Origin of the sequence: Amycolatopsis orientalis DSM 43388 (assembly GCF_000411975.1) — a bacterium.
Taxonomy (GTDB): Bacteria; Actinomycetota; Actinomycetes; order Mycobacteriales; family Pseudonocardiaceae; genus Amycolatopsis; species Amycolatopsis orientalis_D.
Genome location: NZ_ASXG01000148.1, coordinates 110,453 through 130,141, shown reverse-complemented (window position 1 = coordinate 130,141; position 19,689 = coordinate 110,453). Strand labels below are relative to the sequence as shown.

Sequence of the window (19,689 nt, the reverse complement as noted above, 5' to 3'; positions counted from 1 at the left end):
GGCGAGTGCCGCGAGAGGGTTACGCACGCACTGATCTTGCCAAACTCACCCCGAACCGCTGCTGTGAGTCTGTCCACCATCGCTCCAGGGCGAATCCCGCGGCGTTCAGCTCCGCCTCGACGCCGTCCGGCCGGAACTTCGCCGACACCTCGGTGCGGATGTGCTCGCCCTCGGCGAACGGCACGATCAGGTCCGCGCCGGGGATGCGGACCTCGGTGCGGCGCCGGGCGCGCAGCCGCATTTCGATCCACTCGTGGTCGGAGTCCCAGTACGCGACGTGGTCGAATTCGTCCGGGTCGAAGTCCGCGCCCAGTTCGGCGTTGATCACGCGCAGCACGTTGCGGTTGAACGCCGCGGTGACGCCCGCCGCGTCGTCGTAGGCGCGTTCCAGCGTTTCGCGGTCCTTCACCAGGTCGGTGCCGAGCAGCAGCCACTCCCCTTCGCCGAGCACGTCCCGTACCGAGTGCAGGAATTCCGTGCGTTCGCCGGGCAGGAAATTGCCGATCGTGCCGCCGAGAAAGGCGACGACCCGCGGCGCGGTGCCGGGCAGCAGCTGCAGGTGCTGGGTGAAGTCGCCGACCACCCCGCGCACCTCGAGCTTCGGGTAGTCCGCCGTGATCGCGGCGGCGGCTTCGGCGAGCGCGGTTTCCGACACGTCCATCGGCACGAACGCCTCCAGCGTGCCGTGCGCGGTGAGCGCGTCCAGCAGCAGCCGGGTCTTCTCGCTCGACCCGGACCCCAGCTCGACGAGCGTGTGCGCGCCGGTGCGTTCGGCGATCTCTGCCGCCCGGTCGGCGAGCACCTCGCGCTCGCTGCGCGTCGGGTAGTACTCCGGCAGCGCGGTGATCTTCTCGAACAGCTTGCTGCCTTCGGCGTCGTAGAACCACTTGGGCGGCAACCACTTCTGGTCCGCGGTGAGCCCCTCGCGCACGTCCGCGCGCAGTTCGGCGGTCACGACGCGGCGATGGCTCTCCAGGTCCGCTTCGGTCATCGGGCGGTGCTCCGTTCCAGAGTCAGGGGAAGGACGTCGACGCCGGCGGCGGTGGCGCGCACGGCGTGGCGGTCGGGCACGGCGGTCCAGGCCGGATCCGGATCGCACGGCTCGGACGCCAGCACCACGCCGGTTTCGGTGCGGCGCACGGACAACGCATGTGTCCAGGCGGTGCCGACGAGCAGTTCGCCGTCGGTCAGCAGCAGGTTCAGCCGGGAGCCCGGGGCGACCGCCTCGACCTCGCGAACGAGGCCGGTCACCGCTTCGAGCGGCTCCTCCCCCGCGCGCAGCCGGGCGCGCAGCAGCGCCCACAGCAATGCGGAATCCGTCGGCGCTTCGAGCGTGAACAGCTCGGTGACGTCCAGCTGCCCGGCCAGCCCGCGCATCGAACCGGGCCATCCGCGCACCACTCCGTTGTGGCTGAACAGCCAGCGGTCTTCCATGAACGGCGCGGCGGCCGCTTCGGTGACCGGCATTCCGGTGGTGCCGTTGCGCACCGCCGCGACGAACGCCGTGGCGCGCACCGACGCGGCCAGCGCCGGCAGCGTCTGGTCGGTCCACAGCGGTTCGCGGCGGCGGTAGCGCTGCGGCGGCGCGCCCGGCTCCGGGTACCAGCCGAGGCCGAAGCCGTCGGCGTTCACCGAACCGCCGCCGCGCATGTCGAGCGGCGCGTAGGACTGCACGAGCAGCGCGTGCGGCGCGGCGAACATCAGCTCCGCCGGGGACGCCGGCGCGCCGAGATAGGCGAGATGACGGCACATCCGGCTAGCCCGCCTCGCCCGGGCGCGGATCGCGCGCGCACCGGAAACCGGAGAAGATCTGCCGCCGGATCGGGTAGTCCCAGTTGCGGAAGGTGCCCCGGATCGCCGCCGCGTCGGTGCCGAACGACCCGCCGCGCAGGACCTTGTACTCCGGGCCGAAGAACACCTCCGAGTATTCCCGGTACGGGAAGGCCGCGAAGCCCGGGTAGCCGTGGAAATCGGTGCTCGTCCACTCCCAGACGTCGCCGATCAGCTGGTGCACTCCGAGCGGCGACGCCCCAGCCGGATACGCGCCCGCCTCGGCCGGGCGCAGGTGGCGCTGCCCGAGGTTGGCGTGCTCGGCCGTCGGTTCCTCGTCGCCCCAGGGGAATCGCCGCGACCGCCCGCTCGCCGGGTCGTACCGGGCGGCCTTCTCCCATTCCGCCTCGGTGGGCAGCCGCTTGCCCGCCCAGCGCGCGTACGCGTCCGCCTCGTAGTACGAGACGTGCACGACCGGCTCGTCGGCCGGGACGCGTTCGCGCACGCCGAAGCGGGTGCGCCACCAGCCGTCCGGTTCGCGACGCCAGAACCGGGGCGCGATGATGTCGTGCTCCTGCCGGTACGCCCAGCCGGGCTCGCTCCAGAACCGCCGGTCGTGGTAGCCGCCGGATTCCAGGAACTCGACGTACGCGCCGCAGGTGACCGGGGTGGTGTCGAGGACGAAGGCGGGCACGTCGACCTCGTGCGCCGGGCGTTCGTTGTCCAGCGCCCACGGTTCGGCGGTGGTGCCCATGGTGAACCGGCCGCCGGGCACGAGGACCTCGGCGGGCAGCTTCCGGGCGGGCGCGCGCGGCGGCTCCGGAGCGTGCAGCACCGGTTCGCCCTTGCGCAGCTGGTGGGTGGCCAGCATCGTCTCGTCGTGCTGCTGCTCGTGCTGGGTGATCATGCCGAACGCGAACGCGCTCTCGGTGAGCCGCCGGCCTTCCAGCGGGGCGGTTTCCAAGACGTCGAACGCCTTTTCGCGAACTTCCTTCACATACGCCCGGGCCTCGGCCGGGCCGAGCAGCGGCAGTGCCGGACGGTCGGCGCGGGGATGCTGGAAGGCGTCGTAGAGGTCGTCGATGTCCGGCCGCAGCGGCTCCCGGCCGCCGACGTCGCGGACCAGCCACAGTTCTTCCTGGCTGCCGATGTGCGCGAGGTCCCACACGAGCGGCGACATCAGTTTCGAGTGCTGCCGCACGAGGTCTTCGTCGTCGACGGCGTCGGTGAGGGCCACGCTGCGCTCGCGCGCCCGGGTGAGGGCGGCGGCCGCGTGCGCCCGCAGGTCCTGCGGGCTCAGCTCCCGCAACGGGTTCTGTTCGGGGATGGTGCTCATGGCTCCTGACTCCTCGAGTCCGGTTCGCCGGGCGCCCGGCCCGGCGGTGTTCTCGGTCCTGCTCATCGGTCCTGGCGCGGCACGCCGGCGGCCCGGGCCCGCAGCCCGGCGGCGAGCCCGGCGACGGTGTCCTCGGGAAGGCCGGTGGCCGGGAGTTCGGCGACGCCCAGCTCCACCAGCTCCCTCGCGACCGCCGCCAGCTGCGCGTCGGCCATCCCGCACCGGGCGGCGTCGGCCCACCGGCCGGCGGCCGGCGCGCACACCTCGCGCACTTTGTCCACTGTGGACTGGCTGGCCAGCAGCGCGGAGACCAGCGCCACCGGCGGCAGCCAGTCGCCGGGCGGCTGTCCGTCCAGGTACCTCAGTTCGAGGTAGCCCTGCGGCCGCACCGGGGTGAACATCGTGGTGAGGTGGTAGTCGAGGTCCGCGGCCGTCGGGCGGCGCAGCACGGCGGCCGCGCCCCGGCCGCTGATCCACTCGGCGAAGGTCAGCCCCTCCGGCGCGTCCCACGGCCGTTCTCCGCGCGGGAACACCATCAGCGGCGTGTCCATCATCCGGCGGGCCCATTCGCGCGCCGGGTCCACGCCCGGCTCGGGCGACTGCGTGCGGACCGGTTCGGTTTCCATAACCGCGAGCCAGCGCGCCGACGCGAATCCGGTGTCGGCTCCGGCGTGCACGCGCGAATTCGCGAAGAGCGCCAGCAGCGGCGGACCCATCGCGTGCGCGGCCGCCCAGCGCGCGGCGACCTCGTGGGCTTCGCCCGCGTCGACGCAGATCTGCAGGCCCGCGGTGCTGCACATCATGGTGATGCCGCCCGCCCCGATCGGGGCGAACCGGCGTTCCATGGCGGCGTAGCGGGGCGTGCGCAGAACGCGCCGGGGCGGACGGTGTTCGTCGATGCCCGCGGCCCCGAGTTCGAGGCCGTGGCGGGCGAGAAGACCGGTGAGATGAGCGAGGTCGGCCTCCACAGCCGCGTGCAGCGCACGCAGCGAGGCCTGCGGCGGAGCGGAAAGCTCCACCTGGCACCCGGGTTCCAGGCTCACCGGCGCACCGGCCGGGAGCGGGATCGCCGGACTGTCGGGGCGCAGCGTCCGCGGGGTGTGCGGGCCGAGCGCCGTGGCGAGGACATCGGGGTCGAGCGGGCGGGCCGGGTCGCCGGCGTGGTGCACGGTGAACTCGAGCTCCACCCCGAGCAGTCTCGGCGGGCCGTGCTTGAAACACACCGACGCGACGTACCGCTCCCCTTCCGCACGGTCGGCAAGCACCCGCGCGGTGAGGTTCGCCGCACTCCCGGATCTGTCCGGAAAATCGTGCACTGCAGTCATCTGTCGCCGTCCACCTCAGGAGGTCCGCGGGGCCGGACCTCGTCGCTTCGCGACGCTACACGCGGGGTACGACAAAAACAGGGCCGCGCAGCCTCCGCGGCGATCGATAATCCCTTCGTAATCTGCGTTGACCTGGGAGTTCACTGAAAAGATCACGTCGGCCGCACTGCTCCATCCGGGGCACCCCGGCCGGACTGAACAGCGGGTTCGGCGCCCGGCCAGCGCAGCGTCGATCCCGGGCGGGCGCGACGGCCGCGGGACCAACCGGACACCAGAGCGAAACCCCGCCCACCTCACGCCAGAACAGGTTCCGCGCCCAGCCCCCGGTGCAGCGGCGGCCTCCTGCACGGCGCCGCGCACCGCAACTCGATACCGCCGGGCCAGTACCGAAACGCCGATCCCGGACACCGCGGCGAACCCCCGCCCGCCTCAGGCAAGAACAGGTTCCGCGTCCAGCCCCCCGTTTCGCCACGGCGCCGAGCACCGCAGACCGATACCGCCCGGCCAGCACCACAACGCAACCGGTCGCGCCTCACGGCAGAGCGGGTTCCGTGCCCAGCCCCAGCTCGGCCGCCGCCTCCTGGACCGCACCGATCACCAGGTGCAGCGCCGGGCGGCGGATCTCGGTGCGCCGGTAGGCGATCGACACCGTCCGCAGCAGGGGCGGGGCCAGCGCGACGACGTCGATCCCGGGCGGGCGCAGCAAGCGGAGGCCCAGATCGGACACCAGCGTCACGCCGAGCCCGGCGCCCACCATCGCCATCGCGGTCGACTGCTCCTCGACCTCGTGGTTGATTTTGGGCTGGAAACCGTGCCGCTGGCAGGCGATCCGGATCGCCCGGCCGAAATGGGACTTCGCGCTCGCCAGGATCCACGGGTGTTCCGCCAGCGCGTCGAGGGGCACCGTCGCGGCCGGCAGCGCGCCCGCCGGTACCGCCGCGTGCAGCCGTTCCACCGCCACGACCGCGCGTTCCAGCCCGTCGCTCCACTCCATCGGCGCGTCCGAGTAGTCGATCACGAACGACAGGTCCAGGCTGCCGTCGCGCACCGCGTCCGCGGTCGCCTCCGGGGCCAGTTCCTTCGTCCGGACTTGGATTCCCGGGTAGTCCGCGGCCAGCGCGGTGAGCGCGGTCGGCAGCAAACCGGACGCGACGGACGCCCAGACTCCGGCCGTCAGCCGTGCGGACATGGTGCCTTGCGCTTCTTCCAGCGCGAGCGTCGCGCGTTCGACCGAGCCCAGGATCTCCTCGGCGTGCTCGGTGAGCAGAATGCCGAGTTCGGTCAGCTGCACCCGGCGGCCGAGCCGTTCGAACAGCTTCGCGCCGACGTCGCGTTCGAGCTGCGCGAGTTGCTGGGATACCGCCGAAGCGGTGTAATGCAAGGCCGCCGCGGCCGCGGTGACCGTGCCCCTGCGGTGCAGTTCGCGGAGCATCCTCAAGCGGTGCAACGAAAGCTCCATGTACGAACCCTAAACAACTTCGTCCACATTCGGTAAATGGACGCGGGCCCGGCCCCGGCCCCACCCTCGGAAGCAGGCGGCGAAACGCGCCGCCGAGGACCCGAGGAGGTGAGTGGCTCGATGGACCCGCGGATCGCCGAACCGCTGATGAAGCTCACGTGGACCGACCCGGTCACGGGCGCGCACGGCTACCTGGTCGTGCACAGCCTGGTCTCCGGCGTCGCCACGGGCGGCACGCGGATGCGCGCCGGCTGCACGGTCGACGAGGTGGCCGACCTCGCGCGCGGCATGGCGAACAAGACAGCCGCGTTCAACCTCCCGGTCGGCGGGGCGAAAGGCGGGATCGACTTCGACCCCAAGGACCCGCGGGCGACCGGCGTCCTCACCCGGTTCTGCGAGTTCCTGCGGCCCTGGCTCGACGCGCACTGGGTGACCGCCGAGGACCTCGGCGTGCCGCAGCACCTCATCGACGAGGTCTTCGCGAACCTGGGGTTGGAGCAGTCGTACCACGCCGCGATCCGCCGGTCGGCCGATCCGGCGCGCACGCTCCGCCGGGTGCAGGCCGGGCTCAACGCGCCGGTCCCGGGCGGGCAGCTGCTCGGCGACGTGATCGGCGGGTACGGCGTGGCGCAGGCGTGCCTCGGCGCGGCGAACACCTGGGGCTGGGAAGTTGCCGAGACGACCGTCGCGATCCAGGGAATCGGGACGATGGGCGGCGGGGCGGCCTGGTACCTGCACGAGGCGGGGATGAAGGTCGTCGCGGTCGCCGACGCGGCCGGGACGTTGTACGACCCCGAGGGGTTGGATGTGCCGGCGTTGCTCGAGTTGCGCGATCGGTTCGGGGAGGTCGACCGGGAACGGCTGCCGGAGGCGGTCCAGGCGTTGCCGCGGGAGGCCGTAGTGGCGGTCGACGCCGACATTTTCGTGCCCGCGGCTATTTCCTACGCGCTGCGGGTGGACAACGAGAACCTCGTGAAGGCCAAGGTCGTGGTCGAGGCGGCCAACGCGGCGACTACTCCGGAGGCGGAGGCGGCGTTGTCGGCTCGCGGGGTCGCGGTGATCCCGGACTTCATCGCCAATGCCGGGGCCGCGGCTTGGGCTTGGTGGCTGCTGCTCGGGGAGGTCGGGGCGGATCCGGCGGATTCGTTCCTGCGGCTGCGGACGGAGATGCAGGCCAAGGTCGCGCTGGTGCTGGCGGAGTGGCATCTGGACCGGGTTCCGCCCCGGGTGACCGCGTTGCGGCAGGCGGAGGCGGTCCAGCAGGCTCGGGCGGAGGAGGCGGTTCGCGGGGTGCCGGTCTTGATGATTCCCTGATGCTCGTCGCCTGGCGGCGACATTGCAGCTCGGTGAGTGGCGTGGGGCACCCCGAAGCTTGATTGTGCTGACGGTCTGAGGGTGGTTGTCAAGGCGGGAAAGCGTGCCTTGACAACCACCCTCAGACCGCAGAGAGGCTTCGTATCGGGGTGCAGGGCCTGGGCTGGGTGCCTCGATGAGTTGGGGTGCAGTGGCCGCCGGTGGGGTGGGGGTCTCGATCGTTGGGTGCGGCGGCTGCTGTTTGCGGGCGGGCCGGGTTCCCCTCACGGGAGGGTGGCGAATTTGTCGGTGGCGGCGATGAGGGCTTCTTCCATTGACGCTACTGCGGTGGTGTGGCCTGCGTCGTCGACCAGGATGAGTTCGGCGGCGGGGATTGCCCGTTCCAGGAGCCAGGGGGTGCCGACCAGGCTGCTCAGGTCCAGGACGCCTTGTACCAGGACTACGGGGATTCCGTCTAGTTTTGCGGCGTCGCGTAGGATTGCGCCGTCTTCCAGGAAGCAGCCTTGCGAGAAATAATGGGTGACCAGGCGGGCGAAGCCTAGGCGGAAGCGGGGGTCGTCGAATTTCGGGGAGGGCGGGACGCCGGGCTGCATGGCGGATTCCCAGGTGCACCAGGCTTGTGCGGCGGCCTCGTGGACTGCAGGGTCGGGGTCGGTGAGCAAACGGTAATAGGCCGCGGCGAGGTCGCCGTCCCGGTCGTTTTCCGGTACGGCTTCGCGGAATCGCGCATATTCCTCCGGGAACATTCCGCCCAGGCCGCCGGTGAGCAAGTCGATTTCGGCCTGGCGGTCGGTGGCCAGGCCCATCATGACGATTTCCGTCACGCGTTCGGGATGCTTTTCCGCATAAGCCAGGCCGAGGACACAGCCCCAGGAGCCGCCGAAGAGTTGCCAGCGGTCGATTTCCAGTTTTTCCCGCAGCAATTCGAAGTCGCTGATCAGGTGGGCAGCGGTGTTCGCCTTCAGCGCCTCGACGGTGTCGCCCGCGTGCGGGATGCTGCGGCCGCTCCCGCGCTGGTCCAGCAGGACGATTCGGTAGCGCGCCGGGTCGAAGAACTGGCGCATTCCTTCGCTGCACCCGGTACCCGGGCCGCCGTGCAGGACCGCTACCGGTTTTCCGTCGGGGTTGCCGCAGGTCTCCCAGTACACCTGGTGGCCGTCGCCGACGTCGAGCAGGCCGCTGTCGTACGGCTCGATTTCCGGATAGCGCACGCGTTCCCCTCAGTTCAGGGTGCGCTCCAGATCCCGCAGCGCACCGCACAGTTCGGCCGGGCCGGCCGGCCCGATCCGGATTTCCGCGTCCGGCCCGGTCCCGACGGTGTAGCTCAGGTACCGGCCCCAGTCGGTGTCCGCGTAGTGCAAGGGTTCTTCCAACCGGACGTACCGGCCGACTTCGTCCCGTCGTCCCGCGTACAGCTCTCCGCTTCCGTGCACCGGACGCTGCACCAGAGTTAGCACGTCCGCCAGCACCGGGTCCAACGGAAAAGCGTCCTCGCCGCGCCGGGCGGCTTCGGTCAGGTCCGCGACGCGCACCGTGCGCACGTAACCGCCGCCCGGGCCCACCGCCGGGAGCTGCTCGACCAGAGTTTCCAGCACGCGTTCGCGGTCGATCTCCTGGACGCCGACGCGTTCGCCGTCCGACACCGCGAGCACCGCCTGCAAGCCGCTCGCCGCGGCGAGCACGCCGTACGTGCGATCGCCGGTCGCGACCCAGCCGTAGTACTCGATTACCGGGCGCACGAGAAGCGGCAGCCAGTCGAGGAAGTCCACCGTCGGCCGGCCGCGCGAGTCGACCAGGCCTGCCAGCGCCAGCGCGTCGTCCACCCGCTTCGCGGCTTCGTCGCGTTCGGTCTCCGACAGCCACACCGGATCCGGCCGCAGCGTCACGTGCAACCGGCCCACCTGTTCGCGTTCGGCCAGCGCGGCCAGCGCTTCGACCGGGACGTCCACCCGTCCCGCCGGATCGGCCACCGGCTACTCCTCCTCGTCGCCGAGAACCGGCGGGGTCGCCGAACCGTCCATGCCGAACGCGCCTTCGGGATCGGATTCGAGAAGGTAGTCCGGCCGCCAGTGCAGCCCGTCGCCCGGACCGCCCGCTGCGCCGGGAGCACCGCCGACCGCCGGGCCCGAGCGGCGCTGCGACGGTTCGCTGACCGGAGCGGGCAGGACCGCGGCACCGGGGCCGTTCCGGTCGTGGCCCGCGGCCGCCTGCGCGGTCGTGCTGTCCGGGCTTCTCCGGCGGATCGGCGCGCTGTCCGGGACGATCGGGCCGTATTGCTTCGGCAGCACGCGTTTCGTGTTCACCGTGACGCCGTGGTACTGCTCCATCACCCGCACATTGTTCTCGTTCGCGCTGTGGAACCGGTCGATTCTGTCCTGAAAGGACGCTGGGGCGGCGGACGCGGGCAGCACCGCCTGCAGCGGCCCGGCCCACGGCTGCGGCTGTTCGGGCCGCGGCGGCACGTCGACCACCGCGTGCCGAGAGCTTTCGAAGCTGCTGGCCTGGGTGTCCATCGACGCGCTCGTGAGGTCGAGCGGATCGGCGGACTCCCGGAACCCGGCCTCGACCGGTCCCGCGCCCGCTTTCGCCGCGTCCGCGGAATCGCCGGTCCACGAGCGCACCATCCGCTCCTGCAGGTCTTTCACGCTCCGCGCGCGCTCCAGGTAGGCCGCCGAAAGCTCCTGGACCTTCGCCGCCGCAGCGCGCAACCCGGACGTGTCGCCGCCGCGGAAGTTCTCGAAGATCTGCTTCCCGTCCACCTGGTTCCCTTCGTGCGCGACCGGGGCGTCCGCTTACCGGCCGCGGCCGAGGTCGGCGCCCGCCTGGTCCGCCTCGGCCGTCCGGTCCCGCGCGGTGCGCAGCTTGTCGAGGTATCCGGCGGCGTAGCGGCGCAGCGCCTCGTTCTGGTCGCGCAGCGTGCGCAGGGAATCCGCGCCGGCGGCGGCGTACTCCGCGCTCGCCGGGTCGGCGCCGGGGGCAGCGAAGACTTCCCGGATCTCGTCGATCGCGCGAGCGTCGGCGGCGATCTTGCCGAGCTGGTCCTCCCAGAGCCGGATGACGGCGGTCAGCTCCGCCGCGTCCATGGCGAAACCGCCGCGCGCACGGCCCGACTCGCCGATGACCAAGGCCGCTCCCTTTCCGGTGCTCCCGTCGTGATGTGCACAGCGTAGTCAACCGGCCCGGTCGTGTCAGCCGAGAACCCGCCGGTGTGACGGCGCGCATGCGTTCCGCCGTCTCGTCACAGTACGTACGTACGGATTGCGAGAACCCGGTCCTCGATGTCAGGATTTCAGGATGCCACGGGTCAGCCAGGATCACCTCGACGCACGCCGCCGGCAGATCCTCGACGGCTCGCGCGTGTGTTTCGCACGCTACGGCTACGAGGGCGCCACGGTCCGCCGCCTCGAAGAAGCGACCGGATTGTCCCGCGGGGCCATCTTCCACCACTTCCGCGACAAGGAATCGCTTTTCCTCGCCCTGGCCGAGGACGACGCGGTGCGGATGGCCGACGTCGTCGCCGAACAGGGTCTGGTCCAGGTCATGCGCGATCTGCTGGCCGGCAACAGCGAGCATCCGGCGGACTGGCTCGGCACCCGGCTGGAGGTGTCGCGGCGGCTGCGCACCGACCCGGAGTTCCGCGGCCGGTGGGCGGAACGCTCCCAGCAGCTGACCGAGGCCACCCGCGACCGCCTCGAATGGCAGCGCAAGGCGGGCAACCTGCGCGACGACGTCGACGTCAGCGTGCTGACCGCGTTCCTGGAACTCGTGCTGGAAGGACTCGTTTCGCACCTCGCGATGGGCCTTCCCGGCGACGATCTCGGCCCGGTGCTGGACCTCGTCGAGGAGACCGTTCGGCGGCACCGGCCCGGCGCGCACGGCTAGTTCCGCGTTGGCCGACCCCGCCGCCGGTACGCGATCCGGTGAACCATCCGGCCGCCGGACAACTCTGGGTACCGCGCCGAACCGCCACAGTGGACAGAGGCGCTCTCCGCCCGTCGGACGCCACGCCGAGCAGCGGGTCGACGCGCGGTCCGTGCCGTGGCGGGAGGAAAAACCGGAGGCGGCTTCGCGTCCTGCCGGGGCACTGCTGTCCGGACCCGGTACGATTGTCGGCATCGTCGCACTACAAACCAGTCTTGCTCAAGGAGTGACTTCCATCCGTGCGCGCCGCGCCATCGCCCGGTGACAGTACCGGGCCGGGTCCTGCCCGACCCGGCTTCCCGCCCGCCGTCCGTCCCGCCGTCCCGGACGGTGCGCTGTGATCCACGTCCTGCTTTCCGTGCTCGGCGTGCTGCTCTTCGTTCTTCTCACGATCGGCACCGGCCTCGCCGTGGCCGCCGAGTTCTCGCTGACCGCGCTCGAGCGCAGCACCGTCGACGCGGATGTCCGGCAGGTCGGTGACAAGCGCTCGCGGACGGTGCAGAAGGCGCACCGCACGCTGAGCTTCCAGCTGTCCGGCGCGCAGGTCGCGATCACGCTCACCACGCTGGTCACCGGTTTCCTGGCCGAACCGCTCATCGGCGACCTGGTCCGCCCGCTGCTCGACGCGCTGGGCCTGCCCGAGCCGGCGGCGTCCGGCGTCGCGGTGGCGGTCGCGCTGGTGCTGGCCACGTTCCTGTCGATGATCCTCGGCGAGATGGTGCCGAAGAACATCGCGATCGCGCGGCCGCTGCCGACCGCGCGCGCGGTTTCCGGCTACCACGCCCGGTTCTCCGCGCTGTTCCGCTGGCTCATCACGCTGATGAACAACAGCGCCAACTTCCTCGTCCGCAAGTTCGGCATCGAACCGCAGGAGGAGCTCCGTTCGGCGCGGTCGCCGCAGGAGCTGGGCTCGATCGTCCGCTCCAGCGCGGAAAGCGGGAAGCTCGACACGTCCACCGCGGAGCTGCTGGACCGCTCGCTGCGCTTCGGCGACCGCACCGCGGACGAGCTGATGACCCCGCGCGTGCAGGTCGAATCGCTCACCGTGGACGACACGATCGACGACCTCATCGACATTTCCCGGCGCACCGGGTTCTCGCGGTTCCCGGTCTACACCGAGGATCTCGACGACGTCCAGGGCGCGGTGCACGTCAAACAGGCCTTCGCCGTCCCGGCCGCGGACCGCGCGACCACCCGGATCCGCTCGGCGATGCGGCCGGTGCCGACGGTGCCGGAGTCGCTGCCCGGCGACGATCTGCTGAACCGGCTGCGCGATTCGCGCTACCAGCTCGCGATCGTGGTCGACGAGTACGGCGGCACCGCCGGGCTGGTCACGCTGGAGGACGTGGTCGAGGAGATCATCGGCGACGTCCGCGACGAGCACGACGAACGCGAGGCCCCGGCCGCGCAGCGGCTCGGCGCGGACCGCTGGCTCGTGTCCGGGCAGCTGCGCGCGGACGAGGTCCGCGAGATCACGGGCTTCCGGATGCCCGAGGGCGACTACGAGACGATCGCCGGGCTGATCCTGGAGCGGCTCGGCGCCATCCCGGCCGAGGGCGACGAAGTCGAGGTCGACGGCTGGCGGCTCGCGGTCACCAGCATGGACCGGCACCGCGTCGCCGAGGTCCAGGTGCGCCCGGCCGAACGCGAGGTGCCCGCGTGAACGACTGGCTGAACATCGCCCTCGTCGTGGTCCTGCTGCTGGCCAACGCGTTCTTCGTGGGCGCGGAATTCACCCTGATCTCCTCGCGCCGCGACCGGCTGGAAGCGTTGCTGGAGCAGGGAAAGACGCGTGCGCAGATCGTCATCAACGCGAGCAAGCACGTGTCGCGGATGCTCGCCGGGGCCCAGCTCGGGATCACCATCTGCTCGCTGCTGCTCGGCCGCCTGGGCGAGCCCGCGGTCGCGCACCGGCTGTCCGGGTTCTTCGACCTGCTCGGCCTGCCCGACGAGCTGCTGCACCCGATCTCGTTCGCGATCGCGCTGGCGTTCATCACGATGCTCCACGTGCTGATCGGCGAGATGGTGCCGAAGAACCTGGCGATCGCCGAACCGGAGCGGCTGGCGCTGTGGCTCGTGCCGGTGCACGTGGCGTGGGTGAAGGTGGCGAACCCGGTCATCGCGTTCCTCAACTTCGTCGCGAACTCCTTGCTGCGCCTGCTGAAGGTCGAGCCGAAGGACGAGCTGGAGACCGCCTACAGCTCCGACGAACTGGCCGAACTGCTCAGCGAATCGCGCCAGGAGGGGCTGCTGGACCAGTCCGAGCACCGGCGGCTTTCGCAGACCCTGTCGTCGGTCGCCAAGACCGTCGCGGACGTGCTGGTGCCCACCTCGGAACTCACGACGCTCCCCTGCGGGCCGACGCTCGGCGACGTCGAGCGCGCGGTGTCCACCACCGGGTTCTCGCGCTTCCCGGTGTGCACCGAGGACGGTTCGCTCACCGGCTACATCCACGTGAAGGACGTTCTGGACCTCGTCGGACAGGATCCGGAGACGGTGATCCCGGACGACAAGACGCGGGCGCTCACCGAACTGCGGTCGGACGCACGGCTCGACGTCGCGCTTTCGGCCATGCGCAAGGAAGGCAGCCACCTCGCGCGGGCGCTCGACGCGTCCGGTGCGGCGGTCGGCGTGGTGGCGCTGGAAGACCTCGTCGAGGAATACGTGGGGACCGTGCGCGACGGCACCCACGTGGCGGCATGAGCGCGGCTGGCAAGCGAATCATCGGCACTCCTGCCGTCGCCTCCCCGATGACCAGCGTGAAACGCGTCAAGGAGGCGGCGGCATGAGCGCGCCGGTCGTGCTCGCCGAGGCGGACTGGGAGGCCCGCCAGCGAGCGCACGTCGAGCGGATGCGCGCGTGGACCGGGCCGCACCAGGAGCGCCGGGCGCGCGGCGAGAAACATCCGGTGCTCGACTTCCTGTTCACTTACTACTCGCACCGGCCGGGACATCTCGAACGCTGGCAGCCCGGTCCGGGCGTGGTGCTCGCGGGCGCGTCCGCGCGGCGGTTCCTGGACCGCCCGGCCTACGTCGAGACGGACGCCGGGGTGATGCTCGACCCGGCGGCGTTCTCCGGCCGCCGGGCGCGGACCGCGGAGTTCGTGCTGAAGCTGCTGTCGGCGACGGCGTCCCGGTCGCCGCGGCTGAGCTGCTTCGGGCTCCACGAATGGGCGATGGTCTACCGCGAGCCCGCGGATTCGGTGCGGCACGCGCAAGTCCCGCTGCGGCTCGGTTCGGCCGGGACGGACCGGGTCGTGGAATCCCTGGACATCCGGTGCGGGCACTACGACGCGTTCCGGTTCTTCACCGGCCCGGCGCGGCCGCGGAACACGCTCGCGCCGACCCGGGAGGCGCAGGTCGACCTGGAGCAGCCGGGCTGCCTGCACGCGAACATGGACCTTTTCAAATGGGCGTACAAGCTCGATCCGTTCGTGCCCGCCGAGCTGGTCGGCGACTGTTTCGAGCTCGCCGCGGACGTCCGCGAACTGGACATGCGGGCCAGCCCGTACGATCTGTCGGGCTACGGCTACCGGCCGGTGCCGATCGAGACCGCCGAAGGGCGGGCCGCCTACGCCCGAGCCCAGGCCGGATTCGCCGAGCGGGCCGCGCCGCTGCGGGCCCGGCTGATCGGCCTCTGCCGCGACCTGCTCGCCGATCCGGCCACCCCGCCGGAGCCCGGGCCGGAGCCGGCGAGCCCGGGAGCCGACAACTCTGCGTAACGGTATTCACTGCAGGTCGCTGGCCTGATAGAGTGATAACGATTCGATTGCATGACAGAGCGTGTTGTGCAGGTCACGAAAGGACAACGATGGGGCGTCACAGCCTGCCCGAGGAGCCGGTGCCGCACCCTCTCGACCCGCCGAAGCGGCCCGCCGGCCGCAGCGAGACGACCGGGTCGCACCGGATCGTCGCCAAGAAGGCGCCTCGCCGGCGGATCGCGAAGTGGCCTCTCGTGGCCCTCGGGCTCGTGGTGCTGGCCACGCTCGGCGTGGTCGGCTGGAACTGGGCCGACAGCGTGCTCAACAACCGCGCCGAGGCGCAGGCCGCGAGCTGCAACGGCGGCCGCACCGACGTCCGGATCGTGGTGACCCCGCAGATCGCCAAGCCGGTCGAGGCCGCGGCGGCGCGGTGGAACCAGGACCTGACGCAAGTGCACGGCAGCTGCGTGCACGTGGCCGTGCAGAGCAAGCCCGCGTCCGACGTGCTGAACGCGCTCACCGGCAAGTCCGCCCTCAGCACGATCGGCGGACTGCCCGACGGCTGGATCCCCGAATCGTCGTACTGGATCACGCAGCTGTCGAAGGCCAAGCCGGACGTCATCGGCTCCCCCGCGATGCCGATCGGCTCCGGGCCGCCCGCGGACTACCCGTTCGTCGGCCTGTCCGGCACGTCGATCGACGAGGTCCAGCAGCGCGGCACGCAGAGCTTCCGGGCGTTCCTCAAGGAACCGGCCCAGCTGGCCGACTTCGCGGCGGCGGGCATCCGCGCTTCCTGACCCCCGGCCCGCCGGCACCGCCTCCGCCCCGCACCCGGGCTGGGGCGGTGTCGCGTATCCGAGGCAGTGCGGCTGCCCGCGACCGCGCTAGCCGGGCCGGGCAGGCTGCCTGACCACGCCTCGGCCGAGCGGACCGCCTCGTGAGCGGCGGCGCCGGTTCTAACCGGCACTAACACTCACGAGCTGACAGCTCCGCCGCAGCGCCGCTGTCAGCGCGGGCCGGAGCGGCTGGGGTGTCGTGAGCGGCGATTCCGGTTAGAACCGGCGCCAACACTCACGAGTCGAGTTCGGCCAGCGCCAGCAGGTCGTCCTCGGCGAGTTCGAAGTCGAACACGTCCGCGTTCTCCCGGATCCGCGACGGCGTGGCCGATTTCGGGATCGCGATGATCCCCAGCTGCAGGTGCCAGCGCAGGACCAGCTGAGCGGGCGTTTTCCCGTACTTCGCGGCCAGCGACGTGACGACCCGGTCGTTGAGGTGCCTGCCGCGGGCCAGCGGGCTCCACGCCTCGGTCGCGATGCCGTGCTCGGCGTGGAACGCGCGCAGCGGGGCCTGCTGCTGCCACGGATGCAGTTCCACCTGGTTGACCACCGGGACGATGTCGGTCTCGTCGAGCAGGCGGCGCAGGTGGTCGATGCCGAAGTTGGACACGCCGATCGCCCGCACGCGGCCCTCGTTCAGCAGCCGTTCGAGCGCCCGCCAGGTCTCCACGTAGCGGTCCAGCTCCGGTTTCGGCCAATGGATCAGGTACAGGTCGACCGGGCCGAGGCCGAGCGCTTCGGCGCTGCGGTCGAACGCGCGCAGGGTGTTGTCGTAGCCGTGGTCGGTGTTCCACACCTTCGTGGTGACGAAGACGTCCTCGCGCGGCAGTCCGGACTCCCGCACCGCCGCGCCGACCTCGGCCTCGTTGCCGTACATGGCGGCGGTGTCGAGGCTGCGGTACCCCGCCTCGAACGCGGTCGCGACGACCTTCGCGACCTGGTCGGGCCGGACCTGGTACAGGCCGAGTCCGAGCTGCGGGATGGTGACCGAGTTGTTCAGCGTGAGCAGGGGCGGCACAGCCATGCGGCGATCCTCACTGCGGTGTTCTCGGGGACGGGTCTCCTGGCGAACACCGCAGATCTTGCCACTCCCTGGTCGCCGCCGCGTTCACCCCCCGCTGCGCACGCCCGAACGGACCGTCGCGGTCACCCGGGCCGCCCGTTCGGAGACCGCGTCCGCGTCCGCCGCGAATCCGTTTCGCGCTTCGACCGCGAGGCCGGCCGTCCGCGCCGAGGAACCCGCCATTTCCGCCGCCGCGCAGACGTCCGCCAGCGCCGCGGAGTCCACAGTGGACAGCAAGCGTTCGGCCACCCGGACCACCTCCCCCGCCGCGGCGACCACGTCCGCGGCGGGCTGGGCGCGGTCGGGCACGTCGTGCGTGACGGCATGCGCGTCGATCTCCGCCAGCCGCAACGCCTGCCGCGTCAGGCGGTCCGCTTCGGCGTCGCCGCCGGCCGCCCGGCTCAGCAGCGCCGCGGCTTGGGCAAGGGCGAGAGCCGCGACCGTGGCCCCGGCCGGAGCCGGGACCGCGGGCCGCGCGAGGGTGTTCAGGAAGTCGCTCACGATCTGGTCCCGCACGACGGTTCTCCTTCTCAGCGCCGGATGCGCTCCATCCCGGGGTCGACCAGCGGTTCCGCGGCCACTGTCGCGGCGACTCGCCGTCCGAAGTACTCGATCTCCACCTGGTCGCCGATCTCGACCGCGCCCGGCAGCCAGGCGTAGGCGATGGGACGACCCACGGTGTAGCCGTAAGCCGCGCTCGTGACGTAACCCGCCGGGGCGCCGTCGACGAACACCGGTTCCTTGCCGAGCACGACGGTCCGGCCGTCGTCCACGGTGAGGCAGCGCAGCCGCCGCGCCGAGGTCTCCTCGCTGCGGCCGTCGATGGCCGCCCGGCCCACGAACTCGCCCTTCGCCGGGCGCACCGCGAACCCGACCCCGGCCTCGTACGGATCGTGCTCGGTGGTCATGTCGGCGCCCCACAGCCGGTAGCCCTTCTCCAGCCGGAGGCTGTTGAACGCGCCGCGCCCGGCCGCGATCACGCCGAGCGGCTGGCCGGCTCGCCACAGCACGTCCCACAGGCGCTGGCCGTTGTCCGCGGAAGTGTAGATCTCCCAGCCCAGCTCGCCCACATAGGACAGTCGCAGGATCGTCACCGGCACCCCGCCGATCCGGGCCCGGCGGCCGCGGAAGTACTTGAGCCCGGTGTGCGAAAGGTCGTCGCCCGACAGCGGTTGCACCAGGTCCCGGGCGAGGGGGCCCCAGACGCCGATGCAGCAGGTGCCGCCGGTGGTGTCGACGACGCGGACGCCTTCCGGAGCGCGGCTGCGCAGATACGCGAAATCGATGTTGCCGTTGATGCCGACCTGGAACAGCTCCGGTTCCAGCCGCGCCACCGTGATGTCGCTGCGGACGCCGCCCGCGTCGTCGAGCATCAGCGTGTACGTCACCGAGCCGACCGACTTCGCCAGCTGGTTCGTCGTCAGCCCCTGCAGGAATTCGAGCGAACCCGGGCCGCTGACCTCGACCCGCTTGAGCGGCGTCATGTCGTACATCGCCACGCGGTTTCGGGTGTGCCAGGCCTCGGCCGCCACGATCGGCGAATGGAACTGCCCGGCCCAGGCGTCGCGCGCGGGCGGGAGGAAGTCGTGCGGCAGGTCCTTCAGCAGGGACGCGTTGGCCTCGAACCAGTGCGGCCGCTCCCAGCCGCCGGCTTCCAGGAACACCGCGCCCAGTTCCCGCTGCCGGGCGTGGAACGGGCTGACCCGCAGGTCGCGCGGCGAAAGCCGGGGCTGCAGCGGGTGCAGCACGTCGTAGATCTCCACGAAGTTCTGCTGCGCGGTTTCGCGGATGTAGTCCGGAGCGAGCTGGACGTCCTCGAACCGGTGCACGTCCAGTTCGTGCAGGTCGGTTTCGGCGCGGCCGTCCACAATGGACTCCGCGACGGCCTTCGCGATGCCCGCGGAATGCGTCACCCAGATGGCCTCGGCGATCCAGAATCCGCGCACGTCGGAGGACTCGCCGACGAGCGAGCCGCCGTCCGGCGTGAAGGAGAAGATGCCGTTGAACCCCTCCTCCGCCTTGGTCTGGCCGAGCGCGGGCAGCAGGAGCTTGCTTTCCTCCCACGACGGCGCGAAATCCTCCTCGGTGAACGGCAGCATCGACGGCATCGCGGACGCGGTGACTTCGCCGGGTTCGGCGAAGGTGTCCACCGGCATCGGGCGGTGCGCGTACGAGCCGATGCCGAGCCGGTCGCCGTGCTGGCGGAAGTAGAGGTCCTGGTCCTGATGGCGCAGGATCGGCAGCGCCGGGCGCACCGGGTCGGCCCCGGCCAGTTCGGGCAGCTGGCCGGTCTTCGCGTACTGGTGGGCCAGCGGAAGCAGCGGCACGGTCAGGCCGGCCATCTCGCCGATCTCCCGGCCCCAGAAACCGGCGCAGGACACCACGATGTCGGCCGGAATCACCTCGTCCGCCGTCCGGACGCCGGTGACGTGGCCGTGCGCCTGCTCGATGCCGGTCACCCGGGTCGAGCCGACGAACCGCGCGCCGCGCGACGAAGCCCGTTTGATCAGCTCCTCCACCGCGCGAGAGGCGACGGCGAGCCCGTCGGTCGGCACGTACAGCGCGCCGAAGATCTGCTTCTCGTCCAGCAACGGCCAGCGGCGGACGCATTCGTCCGGGTCGATCAGGTACGCGCCGACCCCCCACGACGTCGCCCAGCCGTGCTTGCGCTTCAGGTCCTCCCATCGCGCCGCGGTGCTGGCCACCTCCATGCCGCCGACCTGGTGGAAACAGCCCAGGTCGAGCAGCTTCGCGACGGTGTAGCCGGCGAACTCGGTCATCGCCTTCGACGGGTTGGTCTGGAACACCAGTCCCGGCGCGTGCGACGTCGAACCGCCGGTCAGCGGCAGCGGGCCCTGGTCGAGCACGGTGACGTCGGTCCAGCCGCGCAGGGTCAGCTCGTCGGCGAGGTTCGCGCCCACGATCCCGGCGCCGATGATCACGACACGCGTCATGAGAACTCCCT

General features: G+C 71.5%; 18 protein-coding genes. 6 read left to right on the top strand and 12 right to left on the bottom strand.

Going from position 1 to position 19,689, the window contains the following annotated elements; translation table 11 throughout:
- Positions 1-19: 19 nt before the first annotated feature.
- From egtD to L942_RS29935, 5 genes are all read right to left on the bottom strand, one after another.
- Positions 20-991, bottom strand: a complete 972-nt coding sequence (gene egtD, locus L942_RS29955) for an L-histidine N(alpha)-methyltransferase (RefSeq protein WP_037367035.1) — start codon at positions 989-991, stop codon at positions 20-22.
- A complete protein-coding gene (egtC, locus tag L942_RS29950; RefSeq protein WP_037367032.1) occupies positions 988-1,752 on the bottom strand; it encodes an ergothioneine biosynthesis protein EgtC in 765 nt (254 codons plus the stop codon). Before egtC ends, egtD begins: the two co-directional genes overlap by 4 nt.
- Positions 1,753-1,756: 4 nt before the next feature.
- Positions 1,757-3,106: an ergothioneine biosynthesis protein EgtB gene (gene egtB, locus L942_RS29945; RefSeq protein ID WP_037367030.1), complete on the bottom strand. Its 1,350-nt coding sequence runs from the start codon at positions 3,104-3,106 to the stop codon at positions 1,757-1,759.
- 62 nt (positions 3,107-3,168) lie between these two features.
- The gene (locus L942_RS29940; RefSeq protein WP_037367028.1) at positions 3,169-4,431 is read right to left on the bottom strand and encodes a glutamate-cysteine ligase family protein; all 1,263 of its coding nucleotides are present in this window, start codon (positions 4,429-4,431) and stop codon (positions 3,169-3,171) included.
- Between the two features lie 532 nt (positions 4,432-4,963).
- Positions 4,964-5,890: a LysR family transcriptional regulator gene (locus L942_RS29935; protein WP_037367026.1), complete on the bottom strand. Its 927-nt coding sequence runs from the start codon at positions 5,888-5,890 to the stop codon at positions 4,964-4,966.
- 120 nt (positions 5,891-6,010) lie between these two features.
- Between L942_RS29935 and L942_RS29930 the strand changes: the two genes are divergently transcribed.
- On the top strand, positions 6,011-7,204 hold the full coding sequence (locus L942_RS29930; protein WP_037367024.1) for a Glu/Leu/Phe/Val dehydrogenase dimerization domain-containing protein: 1,194 nt from the start codon (positions 6,011-6,013) through the stop codon (positions 7,202-7,204).
- A gap of 263 nt (positions 7,205-7,467) precedes the next feature.
- Here L942_RS29930 and pip read toward each other — a convergent pair whose 3' ends face one another.
- From pip to L942_RS29910, 4 genes are read right to left on the bottom strand one after another with little or no spacing between them, the layout of a single operon-like run.
- The gene (gene pip / locus L942_RS29925) at positions 7,468-8,415 is read right to left on the bottom strand and encodes a prolyl aminopeptidase (RefSeq protein ID WP_037367022.1); all 948 of its coding nucleotides are present in this window, start codon (positions 8,413-8,415) and stop codon (positions 7,468-7,470) included.
- A 9-nt stretch (positions 8,416-8,424) separates the two neighbouring features.
- Complete coding sequence (locus L942_RS29920; RefSeq protein ID WP_106965086.1) at positions 8,425-9,153, bottom strand: ESX secretion-associated protein EspG; 729 nt, start codon at positions 9,151-9,153, stop codon at positions 8,425-8,427.
- Between the two features lie 24 nt (positions 9,154-9,177).
- A complete protein-coding gene (locus L942_RS29915) occupies positions 9,178-9,963 on the bottom strand; it encodes a PPE domain-containing protein (protein WP_051166344.1) in 786 nt (261 codons plus the stop codon).
- A 33-nt stretch (positions 9,964-9,996) separates the two neighbouring features.
- Positions 9,997-10,329: a hypothetical protein gene (locus L942_RS29910; protein ID WP_037367018.1), complete on the bottom strand. Its 333-nt coding sequence runs from the start codon at positions 10,327-10,329 to the stop codon at positions 9,997-9,999.
- Between the two features lie 169 nt (positions 10,330-10,498).
- Between L942_RS29910 and L942_RS29905 the strand changes: the two genes are divergently transcribed.
- The 5 genes from L942_RS29905 to L942_RS29885 all read left to right on the top strand — a co-directional run bounded on the left by L942_RS29905 (position 10,499) and on the right by L942_RS29885 (position 15,622).
- Positions 10,499-11,086 (top strand): TetR/AcrR family transcriptional regulator, encoded by a 588-nt coding sequence (locus L942_RS29905; protein ID WP_037367015.1) that lies wholly within the window; start codon positions 10,499-10,501, stop codon positions 11,084-11,086.
- Between the two features lie 379 nt (positions 11,087-11,465).
- The gene (locus L942_RS29900) at positions 11,466-12,788 is read left to right on the top strand and encodes a hemolysin family protein (RefSeq protein WP_440201346.1); all 1,323 of its coding nucleotides are present in this window, start codon (positions 11,466-11,468) and stop codon (positions 12,786-12,788) included.
- Positions 12,785-13,828 carry a hemolysin family protein gene (locus tag L942_RS29895; protein ID WP_037367011.1) on the top strand — a complete coding sequence of 348 codons (1,044 nt, stop codon included), beginning with the start codon at positions 12,785-12,787 and terminating at the stop codon, positions 13,826-13,828. Before L942_RS29900 ends, L942_RS29895 begins: the two co-directional genes overlap by 4 nt.
- Positions 13,829-13,910: 82 nt before the next feature.
- Positions 13,911-14,846, top strand: a complete 936-nt coding sequence (locus L942_RS29890; RefSeq protein WP_051166343.1) for a hypothetical protein — start codon at positions 13,911-13,913, stop codon at positions 14,844-14,846.
- Positions 14,847-14,935: 89 nt separating this feature from the next.
- Positions 14,936-15,622 carry a substrate-binding domain-containing protein gene (locus L942_RS29885; RefSeq protein WP_081655288.1) on the top strand — a complete coding sequence of 229 codons (687 nt, stop codon included), beginning with the start codon at positions 14,936-14,938 and terminating at the stop codon, positions 15,620-15,622.
- Positions 15,623-15,896: 274 nt separating this feature from the next.
- Here L942_RS29885 and L942_RS29880 read toward each other — a convergent pair whose 3' ends face one another.
- From L942_RS29880 to L942_RS29870, 3 genes are all read right to left on the bottom strand, one after another.
- On the bottom strand, positions 15,897-16,685 hold the full coding sequence (locus tag L942_RS29880; RefSeq protein WP_037367009.1) for an aldo/keto reductase: 789 nt from the start codon (positions 16,683-16,685) through the stop codon (positions 15,897-15,899).
- 84 nt (positions 16,686-16,769) lie between these two features.
- Complete coding sequence (locus L942_RS44555) at positions 16,770-17,240, bottom strand: hypothetical protein (protein WP_037367007.1); 471 nt, start codon at positions 17,238-17,240, stop codon at positions 16,770-16,772.
- A gap of 14 nt (positions 17,241-17,254) precedes the next feature.
- The gene (locus L942_RS29870; RefSeq protein WP_037367005.1) at positions 17,255-19,678 is read right to left on the bottom strand and encodes a GcvT family protein; all 2,424 of its coding nucleotides are present in this window, start codon (positions 19,676-19,678) and stop codon (positions 17,255-17,257) included.
- Positions 19,679-19,689: the final 11 nt, after the last annotated feature.